Raw genomic sequence first — 14,712 nt, 5'->3', positions numbered from 1 at the left:
CGCACGGCGGGGCGTACGGAGAGCAGAAGTTGACGTATCTGTTGACGGTACCCAGAGCTGTGACGGCTCGCGACCGCAAGCGGACTGGGCAAGAAGGGGCACAGCGATGAAGGGCACTGTGGGCGAGCTGGGGGAGTTCGGGCTCATTCGGGAGCTCACCTCACGGCTCACCACCACCCCGGCGGTCCGGCTCGGGCCGGGCGACGACGCCGCGGTGGTGTCGGCCCCCGACCGGCGGGTCGTGGCGAGCACCGACATCCTGCTGGAGGGCAGGCACTTCCGGCGCGACTGGTCCACGGCCTACGACGTCGGCCGCAAGGCCGCCGCGCAGAACCTGGCCGACATCGCCGCCATGGGCGCGGTGCCGACCGCGCTGCTCCTCGGCCTCGTCGTCCCGGCGGAACTGCCGGTCACCTGGCCCACCGAGCTGATGGACGGCATCCGCGACGAGTGCCAGGTCGCCGGCGCGGCCGTGGTCGGCGGGGACGTCGTCCGCGGCGACACCATCACCGTCGCCATCACCGCCCTCGGCGACCTGCGCAACCACGAGCCCGTGCTGCGCTCCGGCGCCCAGCCCGGCGACGTCGTGGCCGTCACCGGCTGGCTGGGCTGGTCGGCGGCCGGGTTCGCCGTCCTCTCGCGCGGCTTCCGCTCCCCGCGGGCCTTCGTGGAGGCCCACCGGCGGCCCGAGCCGCCGTACCACGCGGGCCCCGCGGCCGCCGGACTCGGCGCCACCGCCATGACCGACGTCAGCGACGGCCTGATCGCAGACCTCGGGCACATCGCCGAGGCCAGCAAGGTACGGATCGACCTGCGCTCGGCGGCCGTCGACATCCCGACGCAGATGCACGACATCGGGCAGGCCGTCGGCGTGGACCCGCTCCAGTGGGTGCTCACCGGGGGAGAGGACCACGCGATCGTGGCCACCTTCCCGCCCGACGTGAAGCTCCCGGCCCGCTGGAAGGTCATCGGAGAGGTGCTCAACCGCTCCGCGCTGCCCCAGGTGACCGTGGACGGCGCCCCCTGGACCAGCGGCGGCGGCTGGGACCACTTCGGCGGCGAGCCGGACGCCGAGGAGACACCGCGATGAGCGGCGCCCCACCGCTCTGCCTGACCGTCGCCGGATCCGACTCCGGCGGCGGCGCGGGCATCCAGGCCGACCTCAAGACCATGCTGGCCCTCGGCGTGCACGGCATGAGCGTGCTCACCGCTGTGACCGCCCAGAACTCCCTGGGGGTCTCCGGGGTCTGGGAGCTGCCCGCCGAGGCCGTCAGGGCCCAGTACAGGGCCGTGGTGGACGACATCGGCGTGCAGGCCGTGAAGACGGGGATGCTGTCCTGCGCCGCCCTGGTGGAGACCGTCGCCGAACTGCTGGCCGGCACCACCGCTCCGGCCGTCGTGGACCCGGTGGGCGTCTCCAAGCACGGGGACGCGCTGCTCGCCGCCTCGGCGCTGGACGCCGTACGCAAGGAACTGCTGCCGCGGGCCACCGTGGCCACACCCAACCTGGACGAGGTCACCCAGCTCACCGGCGTGGTGGTGGAGACCGAGGACGACATGCGGCGGGCCGCCGAAGCGGTCCTCGGCTTCGGGCCGCGCTGGGCACTGATCAAGGGCGGCCACCTGGCGGCGCACGGGGACGAGGCCGTGGACCTGCTGACGGACGGCGCCGACGAGCTGTGGCTGCGCGCTCCCCGGCACGACAACCGGCACACGCACGGCACGGGCTGCACCCTGGCCAGCGCGGTCGCGGCGGGCCTGGCGAAGGGCCTCGCCGTCCCGGAGGCCGTCACGGCGGCGAAGACCTACGTAACCGGCGCCATCGCCGCCGGGTTCGCGCTGGGCGGCGGCATCGGCCCGGTGGACCATGCCTGGCAGTGGCGCTGAGAGCGGGCCCGGGCACGATCCCCCGTGCGGGCCCCCGCGCCGGTCCCGGACAAGGCAAAAGGCCGGTTCACCAAAGGTGAACCGGCCTTCTTGGCAACCGGAAAGGGCTGCGCTACGACGACGGGAGGCGTCAGCGCGAGACCTTGCCGGCCTTGATGCACGAGGTGCAGGCGTTGAGGCGCTTCGGCGTCCCATTGACCACGGCACGGACGCGCTGGATGTTCGGGTTCCAGCGACGCGAGGTGCGGCGGTGCGAGTGGGAGATGTTGTTGCCGAAGCTCGGCCCCTTGGCGCAAACGTCGCAGTTGGCAGCCACAGGTCACTCCAAAGACTTCAGATGCAATTACAGTGAAATCCGGCGCACCGGAATCAGAGATCTGAAGTGGCTTGCCGGACGGATGGCCCGACTCTCGACGGGCAACCTGAGCAGCATACAACGACTGCTTCGGTCCAAGAAAACTACCATGTCCGCCACCCGTCCCGCCCCGGGGTCCCGACCCCCCGGCCGGCCTTCGTTACCCTGCGGTGAACCCTGGCCCGCACAAGGAGGAACGCCCGGTGGCGCACGAGCCGCAGCCGCAACCCCTCAACGAGCGCGACGAGCTCGACGCCGCAGCGGTGCGCACCTGGAGCTCGCTGGCCCTGGCCGCACTGGGCCGGGCCCGCGAGGACATCGACGCGATCAACGTCTACCCCGTCGCCGACGCCGACACCGGAACCAACCTCTACCTCACCGCCGAGTCCGCCGACCGCGAGCTGCGGGCCGCCGTCGGGAGCGTGACCGAGGCCACAGCCCCGGCCGTCCCCCTGTCCACGGCCGTACGGGCCTACGCGCACGGCGCCCTCATAGGCGCCCGGGGGAACTCCGGGACGATCCTGGCGCAGCTGCTGCGCGGAGTGGCCGACGTACTCGGTGACGAGCCGGGCGGCCGCGGGCCGGGCCGGCTGCTCGCCCAAGCGCTGACCCGGGCCGCCGAGGAGGCCTACCGGGCCGTCGCGCACCCGGTGGAGGGCACGATGCTCACCGTCGCAGCCGCGGCCGCGCGGGCCGGGGAGGCCGCCGGGGCCGCCGCCGGGACCGCGGTGGACGTGGCCCGGGCCGCCTACGACGGGGCCCGCGCGGCCCTGGCCGAGACCCCGGGGCAACTGGCCGAGCTGGGGCGGGCCGGGGTGGTCGACGCCGGGGGCTGCGGGCTGGTGGCCGTACTCGGGGCCCTGTGGCAGGCCCTGTCCGGCCAGGAGCCGGCCCCCGAGGCGGTGCGCGGGCGGGCGGTGCCCGTACCGCGGCCGCCGGAGCCGTGCGCGCAGGAGCAGGAGGGGCCCGCGTACGAGGTGGTCTACCTGCTGGAGGCCGGCGAGGCGGCGGTCGGGGACCTGCGGACGCGGCTCGACGGGCTCGGCGACTCCCTGGTGGTCGTCGGCGGCGACGGCCTGTGGAACGTCCACGTCCACGTCGACGACCCCGGCGCGGCCGTGGAGGCCGGGGTGGTCGCCGGCCGGCCGTACCGGATCCGCATCACCCACTTCGGCGACGAGCGGCGCCGGGCCAGGGGCGAGCGCGCCCAGCGGGCCGTGGTCGCCGTCGTCCCGGGCGAGGGACTGGCCGGGCTGTGCGGGGAGGCGGGCGCGACCAGCGTGCTCGCCCGCCCCGGGGAACCGCCCACCGTCGCCGAACTGCTCGACGCCATCCGCCGGGCCCACGCCCGCGAGGTGGTGCTGCTCCCGGGCGGCGCCGACCTGCGCGCGGCCGCCCTCGCCGCCGCCGAGCAGGCCCGCGCCGACGGCGTACGGGTCGCCGTGGTCCCCACCCGGTCGGCGGTCCAGGGCCTGGCCGCCCTCGCCGTGCACGACCCGGACGGCAGCTTCGACGAGGACGTGGTCGCCATGACCGCGGCGGCCGGCGCCACCCGGTACGCCGAACTGGCCGTCGCGGAACGGCAGTCCTTCACCTCGGCCGGCATCTGCCAGGCCGGCGACGTGCTCGGGCTCATCGACGGGGACGTCGCCGTCATCGGCGCGGACCTGCCGCAGACCGCGGAAGCCGTCCTGGCGCGGATGCTCGGCTCCGGCGGCGAGCTCGTCACGCTGGTGCTGGGCCCCGAGGTGCCCGACGCGCTCGCCGAGCGCCTGGAGGCGTACGTCCAGCACGGGCACCTGGCCGTGGACACGGTGACCTACCGGGGCGGGCGTTACTCGGCGCCCCTGCTCATCGGGGTGGAGTAGGCAGCCCGGCCGGGGCACGAATCCCCGGCCGGCGTCCTGCGGATACCGCTTCCACACCATCTCGGTCGCGCACTGGATTCGGCGCCATGGTGGGCAGTGACTCCGCCACCACGGGGGTGGCTTCTCACCCGGCCCCAGAGGCCGCGTGACGGTCAAGCCCTGACCGCCGCCGCAAGGGCAGGGCACGGACAGTGGTGGGGCCGATCGCTCTGTGCCGTCACGAGTCCGGTTTTCACTCGCAGGGAGGGGAAGATGGAACACGTGCCCGCGCTCGACGAAGACCTCAAGAAGACGCTCGGCCCCGCCACCGCGAAGGTGCTGGCCGAACAGCTCGGCCTGCACACGGCCCTGGACCTGCTGCACCACTACCCCCGGCGGTACGCCGAGCGCGGCGAGCTGACCTCGCTGGCCGAGCTCGCCGACCAGATCGACGAGCACGTGACGGTCGTCGCGCAGGTCGCCGACGCCCGGCTGCTGACCTACCAGGGCAGCCGCGGCGGCGGCAAGCGGCTGGAGGTGACCATCACCGACGGCAGCGGCCGGCTCCAGCTCGTCTTCTTCGGCGCGGGCGTCCACAAACCGCACAAGGAACTGCTGCCGGGCAGCCGAGCGATGTTCGCGGGCAAGGTCTCGAAGTTCAACCACAAGCTCCAGCTCGCGCACCCCGCGTACGAGCCGCTCGGCGCGGACGCCTCCGACCGCGACGCGGCCACCGCCTTCGCCAACCAGCTCATCCCGATCTACCCGGCCTGCGCGAAGCTGGAGTCCTGGAAGATCGCCAAGTGCGTGGACGCGCTGCTGCCCACGGCGCAGGAGGTCGTGGACCCGCTCCCGGACGCCCTGCGCGAGGGCCGCGGGCTGGTCCCGCTCACCGAAGCCCTGCTGAAGATCCACCGGCCGTCCACCAAGGCCGACGTCGACGACGCCCGCCAGCGCCTGAAGTGGGACGAGGCCTTCGTCCTCCAGGTCGCCCTGGCCCGCCGCCGGCACGCCGACTCCCAACTCCCGGCCGTCCCCCGCCGCCCCGCCCCGGGCGGCCTCCTGGACGCCTTCGACGCCAAACTCCCCTTCACCCTCACCGAGGGCCAGGAGAAGGTCTCGAAGGAGATCTTCGACGACCTCGCCACCAGCCACCCCATGCACCGCCTCCTCCAGGGCGAGGTCGGCTCGGGAAAGACGATGGTGGCCCTGCGGGCCATGCTCGCCGTCGTGGACTGCGGGGGGCAGGCCGCGATGCTCGCGCCCACCGAGGTGCTCGCCCAGCAGCACCACCGCTCCATCACCGAGATGATGGGCGAACTCGCCGAGGGGGGCATGCTCGGCGGCTCCGACCAGGGCACCAAGGTCGTGCTGCTCACCGGCTCCATGGGGATGCCCGCGCGGCGCAAGGCGCTGCTCGACCTGGTCACCGGTGAGGCGGGCATCGTCATCGGCACCCACGCACTGATCGAGGACAAGGTGCAGTTCCACGACCTCGGCCTGGTCGTGGTCGACGAGCAGCACCGCTTCGGCGTGGAGCAGCGCGACGCGCTGCGGTCCAAGGGGAAGCAGCCGCCGCACCTGCTGGTGATGACCGCGACCCCGATCCCGCGCACGGTGGCGATGACCGTCTTCGGCGATCTGGAGACCTCCGTCCTCGACCAGTTGCCCGCCGGGCGCTCACCGATCGCCACCCACGTGGTGCCCGCCAAGGACAAGCCGCACTTCCTCGCCCGGGCCTGGGAGCGGGTCCGCGAGGAAGTGGAGAACGGCCACCAGGCGTATGTCGTCTGCCCGCGGATCGGCGACAGCGAGGACGAGCCGAAGAAGAAGGCCTCCGCCGAGGACGACGCCGAGAAGCGTCCGCCGCTCGCCGTCCTCGACATCGCCGAGCAGCTCACGCGCGGGCCGCTGGCCGGCCTGAGCGTCGAGGTGCTGCACGGGCGGATGGACCCCGCCGACAAGGACGACGTCATGCGCCGCTTCGCCGCCGGCGAGGTCAAGGTGCTGGTCGCCACCACCGTCATCGAGGTCGGGGTGAACGTCCCGAACTCCACGGTCATGGTGATCATGGACGCGGACCGGTTCGGCGTCTCCCAGCTGCACCAGCTGCGCGGACGCGTCGGCCGCGGCTCCGCACCCGGCCTGTGCCTGCTGGTCAGCGAGATGCACGAGGCCAGCCCCGCCCGCGCCCGGCTCGCCGCCGTCGCCGCCACCCTCGACGGCTTCGAACTCTCCCGCATCGACCTGGAGCAGCGCCGCGAGGGCGACGTCCTCGGCCAGGCCCAGTCCGGCGTCCGCTCCTCCCTGCGCATGCTGGCGGTCATCGAGGACGAGGAGGTGATCGCCGAGGCCCGGGAGGAGGCCACCCGCGTGGTCGCCGCCGATCCCGAGCTGGCGGGCCTGCCCGGCCTGAAGACCGCGCTGGACGCCCTGCTGGACACCGAGCGGGAGCAGTTCCTGGAGAAGGGCTGACAATGGGGGTGCCCGTTGTCCCCCGAGGATTGAAGGACCCCCAGATGACCCGCGTGATCGCCGGCAGCGCCGGCGGGCGACGGCTGGCCGTGCCCCCGGGCACCGGCACCCGGCCGACCTCGGACCGGATGCGCGAAGGCCTCTTCTCCACCTGGGAGTCGCTGCACGGCGTCGAGGGGGCCCGCGTGCTCGACCTCTACGGGGGCTCCGGCGCCGTCGGCCTGGAAGCGCTCTCCCGCGGCGCCGCCCACGCCCTGCTGGTCGAGGCCGACGCCAAGGCCGCCAAGGCGATCCGGGACAACATCAGGACGCTGGGCCTGGCCGGAGCCGAGTTCCGGGCCGGCAAGGCCGAGCAGATCGTCTCGGTCCCGGCCGGCGGGGACCCGTACGACATCGTCTTCCTGGACCCGCCCTACGCCGTGGACCATGCGGAACTCCGCGAGATCCTCCTCACACTCCGGTCCAATGGCTGGCTCACCGACGATGCGCTCGTCACCGTGGAGCGCAGCACCAGGAGCGGCGCCTTCCCGTGGCCCGAGGGCTTCGAGCCGCTCCGGTCGCGGAAGTACGGCGAGGGCACCCTTTGGTACGGTCGCGCCGCCTTCACCAGCGAAAACTCATGAACGAGGGAGTTCAGTTGCGCCGCGCCGTCTGTCCGGGGTCCTTCGATCCCATCACCAACGGACACCTCGACATCATCGGACGCGCCTCCAGGCTCTACGACGTCGTGCACGTCGCGGTGATGATCAACCAGTCGAAGCAGGGCCTGTTCACCGTCGAGGAGCGGATCGAGCTGATCCGCGAGGCGACGGCCGACTACGGGAACGTCGAGGTCGAGGCCTTCCACGGGCTGCTCGTCGACTTCTGCAAGCAGCGGGACATCCCGGCCATCGTCAAGGGCCTGCGCGCCGTCAGCGATTTCGACTACGAGCTCCAGATGGCCCAGATGAACATGGGCCTGTCGGGCGTCGAGACCCTGTTCGTGCCGACGAACCCCACCTACAGCTTCCTGTCCTCCTCCCTGGTCAAGGAGGTCGCGGCCTGGGGCGGCGACGTCGCCCACCTGCTGCCCGCGCACGTGCACGCGGCGCTGATCGAGCGCCTGGCGAACCGCTGACGCACTGACGGTGCATCAGGCGGTGTCGGGCCCCCGCCCCGTGGCCTTAAAGTCGTCCCGTCCGTCTCAGGAACCGCCCGAGGCCGAGAGAGTGCGAGCCCCCATGGACGTGCAGAAGAAGCTCGACGAGATCGTCGCGGCCGTCGGCGGCGCCCGGTCCATGCCCATGTCGGCCTCCTGTGTGATCAACCGTGCCGAGCTGCTCGCACAGCTCGAAGAGGTGCGGCGCGCCCTGCCCGGCTCGCTCGCGCAGGCGCAGGAGCTGATCGGCGGCCGGGAGCAGATGGTCGAGGAGGCCCGCCGGGAGGCGGAGCGGATCATCGAGTCGGCGCACACCCAGCGCGGTTCGCTGATCTCCGACACCGAGGTCGCCCGGCGCTCCCAGGACGAGGCGGACCGGATCCTGGCGGAGGCCCGCCGGGAGGCCGAGGAGATCCGCGCCGAGGCCGACGACTACGTCGACAGCAAGCTCGCGAACTTCGAGGTCGTGCTGACCAAGACCATCGGCTCGGTGGACCGCGGCCGCGAGAAGCTGCTGGGGCGCGGCCCGGGCCTGGACGACCAGGGCTTCCCCGACGCGGAGGCGCCCGAGCGCAGCCACGACCCGCAGACGCAGCGGCAGCAGGCCGACGCGTACGTGGACGGCAAGCTGGCGACCTTCGAGGCGGTGCTCGCCAAGACCCTGGAGGCCGTCGGCCGGGGCCGCCTGAAGCTCCTCGGCCGGGTGCCCACCGACGAGCTCGGCGCGCACATCGCCGCCCAGGACGCGGCGGGGGTGCCGCAGTCCCGCTCCGCGAGCGACGCGGACTTCCTGGCGGGTCTGGCCGAGCCGGAGCCCGTACAGGTGCCGATCCCGGCGCAGCAGCACGAGCCGGCCTACGACGCCTACGCCTACCAGCAGCCGCAGCAGCCCCAGCAGCAGGACGGGTACGCCTACCAGGGCCACCAGGACCCCTACGCGGGCTACCAGCAGCAGCCCGACCCCTACGCGGGCTACCAGCAGCAGCCGGACCCCTACGCCGCGTACCAGGACCCCCAGCAGGTCCAGCAGCAGCCCCAGCAGCCGTCGCTCGACGAGACCAGCTTCTTCGACACGAGCATGATCAACCTGGACCAGCTGCGCCAGTACGAACAGGGGCGCTAGGCCCGGATTGGGCTCAGAGCGAAGCGGCGGGTATCCTGGCTCTTCGGTCGCGCGTATGCACCGCGATCCGTGCTGCCCTTTGGTGCGGCACACATACCGCATTTTTTGATCTTCAGCGATCCGCGAAAGCAGGAACAGCCCTGAACACCCGCCTCGACCACCGCAACCCCCTCGTGTTCGACACGCACGAGCTGGGTCGGCGTCCTGGTGCCATGCAGCGGCTGTCCCGTGAGATCGCGGCTCCTGCGGACCTCGGTCTCGCAGGCGTCATCGGGGTACCGGAAGGCGCCCCGCTGAAGCTCAACCTCCGCCTGGAGTCGGTCATGGAAGGGGTGCTTGTCACAGGCACCGCCCGTGCATCGGCCACCGGGGAATGCGTAAGGTGTCTGGAGGCCGTCGAGCGAGAGCTCAAGGCGGACTTCCAGGAGATGTTCTCGTACCCTGACGCCGACGACCGGAACCGCTCCAAGGCGGAGCCGGCCGACGACGCCGAGGACGACGAGGACACGCTCTTCCTCGAGGACGGCTTGTTCGACCTCGAACCCGTGCTGCGCGACGTGGTGGTGCTCGCACTGCCGCTGCAGCCGGTGTGCCGGGAGGACTGTCTCGGACTGTGCCCCGATTGCGGGCTCAGCCTGAACGACGACCCGGAGCACCACCATGACGCCGTCGACATCCGTTGGGCGGCATTGCAGGGACTCGTCACCGATCAGGGCGATGAGAAGGACAACATGAGCGGCACTGCGTCTGACGGAGTTCAGAGCGCCGCCGAGAAGCAGGAGAAGTAGCCGTGGCTGTTCCGAAGCGGAAGATGTCGCGCAGCAACACGCGCCACCGCCGGTCGCAGTGGAAGGCTGCGGTCCCCACCCTGGTTTCGTGCGAGCGTTGCCAGGAGCCGAAGCTCCAGCACATTGCGTGCCCGAGCTGCGGCACCTACAACAAGCGCCAGGTCCTCGAGGTCTGAGCGGCTGGTGAGAGGCGCAATGTCTGAGCTGTCCAACGCTGAGAAGCAGGCAGACAGTAACAACGCGGCCTCGTCCCACACGCTTCTGGAAGGGCGGCTCGGGTATCACCTCGAGTCCGCCCTTCTGGTGCGTGCACTGACCCACCGTTCGTACGCGTACGAGAACGGCGGTCTGCCCACCAACGAGCGGCTGGAGTTCCTCGGGGACTCCGTGCTCGGCCTGGTGGTCACGGACACGCTGTACCGCACCCACCCCGACCTGCCGGAAGGCCAGCTGGCCAAACTGCGGGCCGCGGTGGTCAACTCGCGCGCACTGGCGGAGGTCGGGCGTGGCCTCGAACTCGGTCTCTTCATCCGGCTCGGCCGGGGCGAAGAGGGCACGGGTGGCCGGGACAAGGCCTCCATCCTCGCCGACACCCTTGAAGCGGTGATCGGCGCGGTCTACCTCGACCAGGGCCTCGACGCGGCCTCGGAGCTGGTCCACCGGCTCTTCGACCCGCTCATCGAGAAGTCCTCGAACCTCGGTGCCGGCCTGGACTGGAAGACCAGTCTCCAGGAGCTCACGGCTGCCGAGGGTCTCGGAGTTCCGGAATACCTGGTCACCGAGACCGGTCCGGACCACGAGAAGACGTTCACCGCTGCCGCCCGCGTCGGTGGTGTCTCGTACGGCACCGGCACCGGCCGCAGCAAGAAGGAAGCCGAGCAGCAGGCGGCGGAGTCCGCCTGGCGCGGTATCTCCGACGCAGCGAACGAGCGGATCGCGGCGGCTGCCGCGGCTTCCGCCGCCGTCGCGGTGGAGGTCCCGGCTCCGGCCGAGGCCGAGGCAGAGGGTGACGGGGCGCCGACGCCCGCCGATCCGACGCCGAGTGCCTGAGGCTTGGGCCTTCCTCGCAGTGACCCCGCCGCACGCCTGTGCGGCGGGGTTTCGCGTTCCCGTTTCGCGCCCATCACCCGGAGGAGACCGCCGTGCCCGAGCTGCCCGAAGTCGAAGTGGTGCGGCGGGGACTTGAGCGCTGGGTGGCCGGGCGCACCGTCGCCTCGGTCGAGGTGCTGCACCCCCGGGCCGTACGACGGCATCCCGGGGGCGGGGCGGACTTCGCGGCGCGGCTCGCCGGGGAGACCATCGGTGTTCCGCAGCGGCGCGGCAAGTACCTCTGGCTGCCCCTGCGGGGCCGGGACCTGTCCGTGCTCGGGCACCTGGGGATGAGCGGGCAGCTGCTCGTGCAGCCCGAGGACGCGCCGGACGAGAAGCACCTGCGGATCCGGGTGCGTTTCACCGATTCCGACAGCGGCTCCGCCGCGGGCGCCGCCGGGACCGAGCTGCGCTTCGTGGACCAGCGGACCTTCGGCGGGCTGTCGCTGCACGAGGTCGCCGCCGACAGCACCGACGGGCTGCCCGACGTCATCGCGCACATCGCCCGGGACCCGCTGGACCCGCTGTTCGACGAGGCCGCCTACCACCTGGCGCTGCGGGCCAAGCGGAGCACGGTCAAGCGGGCGCTGCTGGACCAGTCGCTGATCAGCGGGGTTGGCAACATCTACGCGGACGAGGCGCTCTGGCGCGCCAAGCTGCACTACGAGCGCCCCACCGCCACCCTCACGCGCCCCCGGAGCGCGGAACTCCTCGGCCATGTCCGCGACGTCATGAACGCCGCCCTGGCCGTGGGCGGTACGAGCTTCGACAGCCTCTACGTGAACGTGAACGGGGAGTCCGGGTACTTCGACCGCTCGCTCGACGCCTACGGGCGCGAGGACGAGCCGTGCCGGCGCTGCGGTACCCCGATGCGGCGCCGGCCCTGGATGAACAGGTCCAGCTACTTCTGCCCGCGCTGTCAGCGGCCGCCGCGCGCGGCGTCGTAGGACTCCCGGGCGCCCAGCACCTGCGGCATGCTCCCCTCCAGGAAGTGGATGAGCGCGAGCAGCCGGTCGGCGACCTCGATACCGAGCGGGGTCAGTTCGTAGTCCACGCGCGGCGGGTTGGTCGGCTGCGCCTCGCGGTTGACGATGCCGTCGCGCTCCAGCGCGTGCAGGGTCTGGGAAAGCATCTTCTCGCTCACGCCGTCGACGCGACGGCGCAGTTCGTTGAACCTGCACGGGCCGTCGCGCAGGGCGCCGACGGTGAGGCTGCCCCAGCGACCCGTCACGTGCTCAAGGGTCTCGCGGGACGGGCAGGCGCGTCCGAAGACGTCGAACGGTAGTTCGACACTGGCGGCTTCGCTACAGGCTGGGGTCTCCATGGGATACAGCGTACCTCTGCGCAGCGCTAACTGGCGGGTTGCGCTTTCCAAAAGTTAGTGCTTTTCTTTCCTCATCACCAAGCAGTGTTCTTGAGGGAGAGATCAGCCTTGTCCGGTATCACGCACACCCCCGTCGTCTCGATCGCCTACCACTCCGGCTACGGCCACACCGCCGTCGTCGCCGAGGCCGTCCGGGCCGGTGCCGCCGAGGCCGGGGCCACGGTCCACCTGATCAAGGTCGACGAGATCGACGACGCGCAGTGGGAGCTCCTCGACGCGTCCGACGCGATCGTCTTCGGCTCCCCGACCTACATGGGCACCGCCTCGGGCGCCTTCCACGTGTTCGCCGAGGCCACCTCGAAGCGGTGGTTCGGCGACGTGTGGCAGGACAAGATCGCCGCGGGCTTCACGAACTCCGGGTCCAAGAGCGGCGACAAGGGCCACACGCTGGGCTACTTCCAGACGCTGGCCGCGCAGCACGGCATGAGCTGGGTCAACCTGGGTCTCAAGCCGGGCTGGAACTCCAGCAGCGGGTCCGAGTACGACCTCAACCGCCTCGGCTTCTTCGACGGCGCCGCGGCCCAGAGCAACTCCGACGAGGGCGCGGAAGCGGTCCACAAGGCCGACATCGCCACCGCCGAGCACCTCGGCCGCCGCGTCGCCGAGCACACCCGCGTCGTCATCGCGGGCCGCGCGGCCCTGGCGGTCTGAGCAGCCTAGAAACCGAAGTCCTGGGTCCACCACGGGCCGCCGGCGGCGAAGTGGGCGCCGACGCCCAGCGTGCGGAACTCGCAGTTGAGGATGTTCGCCTTGTGGCCCGGGCTGTCCATCCAGGCCTTCATCACGGCATCGGCGTCGCCTTGGCCGCGGGCTATGTTCTCGCCGCCGAGGCCCGAGAGGCCGGCCTTGGTGGCCCGGTCCCACGGGGTGTTGCCGTCGGGGTCGGTGTGGTCGAAGAAGCCCCGGGCCGCCATGTCCTTGCTGAAGGCCCCGGCCAGCGCCGCGAGCGGCGGGTTCGCCCGTACCGGACCGCATCCGGCCTGGGCGCGGACCTGGTTCACCAGGGCCACGACGGCGGCCTCCTCCGCGGAGTGGCCGTCCCCGGCCACCGGCGGCTCGGCCGGCTTGGACGGCTTCGGGGCCGCCGGCTTCGACGGGGCGGGGGTCGCGCTCTTCTCCGGCTCCGGCTCCTTCGTGGAGGGCGAGGGGCTCGGAGTCGCCGACGGGGTGGGCGAGGCCGAGGGCGAGGGGGAGGCCGACGGGGACGGGGAGCCCGCGGCGGTGTCCGGGGCGTTCGACGCGCGGCCGGAGAGGTTGGCCAGTCCGCCCTGCTGCTCCACCGAGCTGCCCGGGCTCGGCGAGGCCTTGTCGCCGGCCCCGGCTTCCGTCTTCGTGTCGGAGCCCGCGCCCGCGACGCCGACGTACGGGAAGGACGCGCCGACCGGCACGATGCCGGCGGTGACGGCCGCGGTGCCGAGGACCACGGCCACGGAGACGCCGAGCAGGCCGGTGCGCACGGCGGTGCGGCGCTTTCCGCGGCCGGGCGCGGCGTGGAGTCGGTGGCGTCCCATCGCGGCGTGCCTTCCTAGCAGGGGTTAAGATCAAGATCGATCTCTACTCACCCGAAAGGGTGAGGTCATTGCTGCGCGACTGTACGCCATGGGGCCAGGGGGGCGATGTGCCTCAAAATCGTTTGCCCGGTTAGCGTTCACGCATGAACGAAGACGTGCGGCTGACCGCATGGGTGCGCGGTCGTGTACAGGGAGTGGGCTTCCGCTGGTTCACCAGGGCCAATGCCCTGGAGATCGGTGGCCTCGATGGCTTCGCGCTCAACCTCGACGACGGCCGAGTACAGGTGGTCGCCGAAGGTCAACGTGAGAATTGCCACCGGCTGCTCGACTGGCTGCGCTCCGCCGACACGCCCGGGAGGGTGGACGGGGTGACAGAGATCTGGGGTACACCGCGCGGTGGCTACGACGGGTTCGCGATCCGGTGACCGATCGACTGATCATGTACTGAACAGATCTCCCGATGGTGCGCACATGGTCGGAACTGCGCATTCATCGCCGACGCGTTGCCGACTCGAGCGATCCGTGGAAGGCTCGGAGACGAGGATGATCTCCACGCCCCTTGCGGGGGCCGGGATGCCCGCCGATACGGGGCGTGATCGTGTTGACCGTCAAACTTTTTGGTGAGACGCTGGAAGCCCCGCGCACCTGAGCTGTTTGGCAGTGTTGGCAGTATGCAGTGTTAGCCAAAGAACGTGTGCAGTGACTGACAGTCGCTGTCGGACATCCGCGGGTGCGATTCCCTCACGACCCACACCGCTTCGGTCGGTCACTCAGTGTGGAGGACCATCCATCATGGCAAAGGCGCTTCTCGGTTACGTCGGCGGTTCCGACCCGCGACTCCTCGCCGAGATGCGACGGCTTCAGCAGCGCGTCCAGGACCTCGAGTCCGAGCTCGTACGGATTCAGTCCGAAAACGACGCGCTGAACGCGGCCGCCGCTCAGCACGGAGACTCGCTGCTGGACAGCATCGACATCGACGTACCCCAGGCGGAGCCTGCGCTCACCTGATCCGCGCTCATTCGTCGCACGACTCCAGCCCAGCATGATCTGCAAGGGACGCTTCGGCGTCCCTTCTTTCTTTCCGCGGGCGCGCGGTGCCCCGCACCTTCATGGGT

General features: G+C 71.5%; 17 protein-coding genes. 14 read left to right on the top strand and 3 right to left on the bottom strand.

The genetic code is table 11. From position 1 onward, the window contains the following. Window positions 1–106 precede the first annotated feature (106 nt). Window positions 107–1,090 (top strand): thiamine-phosphate kinase, encoded by a 984-nt coding sequence (locus tag ACZ7GJ_RS21550; RefSeq protein WP_470753820.1) that lies wholly within the window; start codon window positions 107–109, stop codon window positions 1,088–1,090. Further along, window positions 1,087–1,887: a bifunctional hydroxymethylpyrimidine kinase/phosphomethylpyrimidine kinase gene (gene thiD, locus ACZ7GJ_RS21545; RefSeq protein WP_470753818.1), complete on the top strand. Its 801-nt coding sequence runs from the start codon at window positions 1,087–1,089 to the stop codon at window positions 1,885–1,887. Before ACZ7GJ_RS21550 ends, thiD begins: the two co-directional genes overlap by 4 nt. A gap of 130 nt (window positions 1,888–2,017) precedes the next feature. Here thiD and rpmB read toward each other — a convergent pair whose 3' ends face one another. Continuing rightward, window positions 2,018–2,203 carry a 50S ribosomal protein L28 gene (gene rpmB / locus ACZ7GJ_RS21540; protein WP_007266795.1) on the bottom strand — a complete coding sequence of 62 codons (186 nt, stop codon included), beginning with the start codon at window positions 2,201–2,203 and terminating at the stop codon, window positions 2,018–2,020. A gap of 242 nt (window positions 2,204–2,445) precedes the next feature. Here rpmB and ACZ7GJ_RS21535 point away from each other — a divergent pair, with 242 nt between their 5' ends. The 9 genes from ACZ7GJ_RS21535 to mutM all read left to right on the top strand — a co-directional run bounded on the left by ACZ7GJ_RS21535 (window position 2,446) and on the right by mutM (window position 11,649). Continuing rightward, a complete protein-coding gene (locus tag ACZ7GJ_RS21535) occupies window positions 2,446–4,110 on the top strand; it encodes a DAK2 domain-containing protein (RefSeq protein ID WP_470753817.1) in 1,665 nt (554 codons plus the stop codon). Between the two features lie 252 nt (window positions 4,111–4,362). Further along, window positions 4,363–6,564, top strand: a complete 2,202-nt coding sequence (recG, locus tag ACZ7GJ_RS21530; protein ID WP_470753815.1) for an ATP-dependent DNA helicase RecG — start codon at window positions 4,363–4,365, stop codon at window positions 6,562–6,564. Window positions 6,565–6,608: 44 nt separating this feature from the next. Next, window positions 6,609–7,187: a 16S rRNA (guanine(966)-N(2))-methyltransferase RsmD gene (rsmD, locus tag ACZ7GJ_RS21525; protein WP_470753814.1), complete on the top strand. Its 579-nt coding sequence runs from the start codon at window positions 6,609–6,611 to the stop codon at window positions 7,185–7,187. Between the two features lie 14 nt (window positions 7,188–7,201). Further along, complete coding sequence (gene coaD / locus ACZ7GJ_RS21520) at window positions 7,202–7,681, top strand: pantetheine-phosphate adenylyltransferase (protein WP_401178706.1); 480 nt, start codon at window positions 7,202–7,204, stop codon at window positions 7,679–7,681. Window positions 7,682–7,784: 103 nt separating this feature from the next. Continuing rightward, the gene (locus tag ACZ7GJ_RS21515; protein WP_470753813.1) at window positions 7,785–8,825 is read left to right on the top strand and encodes a DivIVA domain-containing protein; all 1,041 of its coding nucleotides are present in this window, start codon (window positions 7,785–7,787) and stop codon (window positions 8,823–8,825) included. 140 nt (window positions 8,826–8,965) lie between these two features. Further along, the gene (locus tag ACZ7GJ_RS21510; protein WP_470753853.1) at window positions 8,966–9,613 is read left to right on the top strand and encodes a YceD family protein; all 648 of its coding nucleotides are present in this window, start codon (window positions 8,966–8,968) and stop codon (window positions 9,611–9,613) included. 2 nt (window positions 9,614–9,615) lie between these two features. Further along, entirely contained in the window at window positions 9,616–9,789 is a 174-nt protein-coding gene (rpmF, locus tag ACZ7GJ_RS21505) for a 50S ribosomal protein L32 (protein WP_003965982.1), read from the top strand. A gap of 19 nt (window positions 9,790–9,808) precedes the next feature. Next, a complete protein-coding gene (gene rnc / locus ACZ7GJ_RS21500; RefSeq protein ID WP_470753811.1) occupies window positions 9,809–10,663 on the top strand; it encodes a ribonuclease III in 855 nt (284 codons plus the stop codon). A 92-nt stretch (window positions 10,664–10,755) separates the two neighbouring features. Then, complete coding sequence (gene mutM, locus ACZ7GJ_RS21495; RefSeq protein ID WP_470753810.1) at window positions 10,756–11,649, top strand: bifunctional DNA-formamidopyrimidine glycosylase/DNA-(apurinic or apyrimidinic site) lyase; 894 nt, start codon at window positions 10,756–10,758, stop codon at window positions 11,647–11,649. Here mutM and ACZ7GJ_RS21490 read toward each other — a convergent pair. Continuing rightward, window positions 11,622–12,026, bottom strand: a complete 405-nt coding sequence (locus tag ACZ7GJ_RS21490) for a winged helix-turn-helix transcriptional regulator (protein ID WP_470753808.1) — start codon at window positions 12,024–12,026, stop codon at window positions 11,622–11,624. The two genes, mutM and ACZ7GJ_RS21490, sit on opposite strands and share 28 nt — an antisense overlap. Before the next feature lie 117 nt (window positions 12,027–12,143). Here ACZ7GJ_RS21490 and ACZ7GJ_RS21485 point away from each other — a divergent pair, with 117 nt between their 5' ends. Further along, window positions 12,144–12,737 carry a flavodoxin family protein gene (locus tag ACZ7GJ_RS21485; protein ID WP_470753852.1) on the top strand — a complete coding sequence of 198 codons (594 nt, stop codon included), beginning with the start codon at window positions 12,144–12,146 and terminating at the stop codon, window positions 12,735–12,737. Between the two features lie 5 nt (window positions 12,738–12,742). Here ACZ7GJ_RS21485 and ACZ7GJ_RS21480 read toward each other — a convergent pair whose 3' ends face one another. Then, complete coding sequence (locus tag ACZ7GJ_RS21480; RefSeq protein ID WP_470753807.1) at window positions 12,743–13,597, bottom strand: CAP domain-containing protein; 855 nt, start codon at window positions 13,595–13,597, stop codon at window positions 12,743–12,745. Between the two features lie 143 nt (window positions 13,598–13,740). Here ACZ7GJ_RS21480 and ACZ7GJ_RS21475 point away from each other — a divergent pair, with 143 nt between their 5' ends. Next, complete coding sequence (locus ACZ7GJ_RS21475; protein WP_470753805.1) at window positions 13,741–14,022, top strand: acylphosphatase; 282 nt, start codon at window positions 13,741–13,743, stop codon at window positions 14,020–14,022. A gap of 367 nt (window positions 14,023–14,389) precedes the next feature. Next, the gene (locus ACZ7GJ_RS21470) at window positions 14,390–14,605 is read left to right on the top strand and encodes a hypothetical protein (RefSeq protein WP_031144198.1); all 216 of its coding nucleotides are present in this window, start codon (window positions 14,390–14,392) and stop codon (window positions 14,603–14,605) included. Window positions 14,606–14,712: the final 107 nt, after the last annotated feature.

It is taken from the genome of Streptomyces sp. NPDC037242 (genome assembly GCF_055604165.1).
Note: the sequence above shows the minus strand (reverse complement) of the source record. Positions and strands in the feature narration are given on the sequence as shown.

Excerpts from the sequence above, each read along its gene's own strand:
- rnc (WP_470753811.1), top strand. The coding sequence starts at position 9,809 with ATGTCTGAGCTGTCCAACGCTGAGAAGCAGGCAGACAGTAACAACGCG.
- recG (WP_470753815.1), top strand. The coding sequence starts at position 4,363 with ATGGAACACGTGCCCGCGCTCGACGAAGACCTCAAGAAGACGCTCGGC.
- ACZ7GJ_RS21470 (WP_031144198.1), top strand. The coding sequence starts at position 14,390 with ATGGCAAAGGCGCTTCTCGGTTACGTCGGCGGTTCCGACCCGCGACTC.
- ACZ7GJ_RS21490 (WP_470753808.1), bottom strand. The coding sequence starts at position 12,026 with ATGGAGACCCCAGCCTGTAGCGAAGCCGCCAGTGTCGAACTACCGTTC.
- ACZ7GJ_RS21480 (WP_470753807.1), bottom strand. The coding sequence starts at position 13,597 with ATGGGACGCCACCGACTCCACGCCGCGCCCGGCCGCGGAAAGCGCCGC.
- ACZ7GJ_RS21550 (WP_470753820.1), top strand. The coding sequence starts at position 107 with ATGAAGGGCACTGTGGGCGAGCTGGGGGAGTTCGGGCTCATTCGGGAG.
- ACZ7GJ_RS21475 (WP_470753805.1), top strand. The coding sequence starts at position 13,741 with ATGAACGAAGACGTGCGGCTGACCGCATGGGTGCGCGGTCGTGTACAG.
- ACZ7GJ_RS21515 (WP_470753813.1), top strand. The coding sequence starts at position 7,785 with ATGGACGTGCAGAAGAAGCTCGACGAGATCGTCGCGGCCGTCGGCGGC.
- thiD (WP_470753818.1), top strand. The coding sequence starts at position 1,087 with ATGAGCGGCGCCCCACCGCTCTGCCTGACCGTCGCCGGATCCGACTCC.
- rsmD (WP_470753814.1), top strand. The coding sequence starts at position 6,609 with ATGACCCGCGTGATCGCCGGCAGCGCCGGCGGGCGACGGCTGGCCGTG.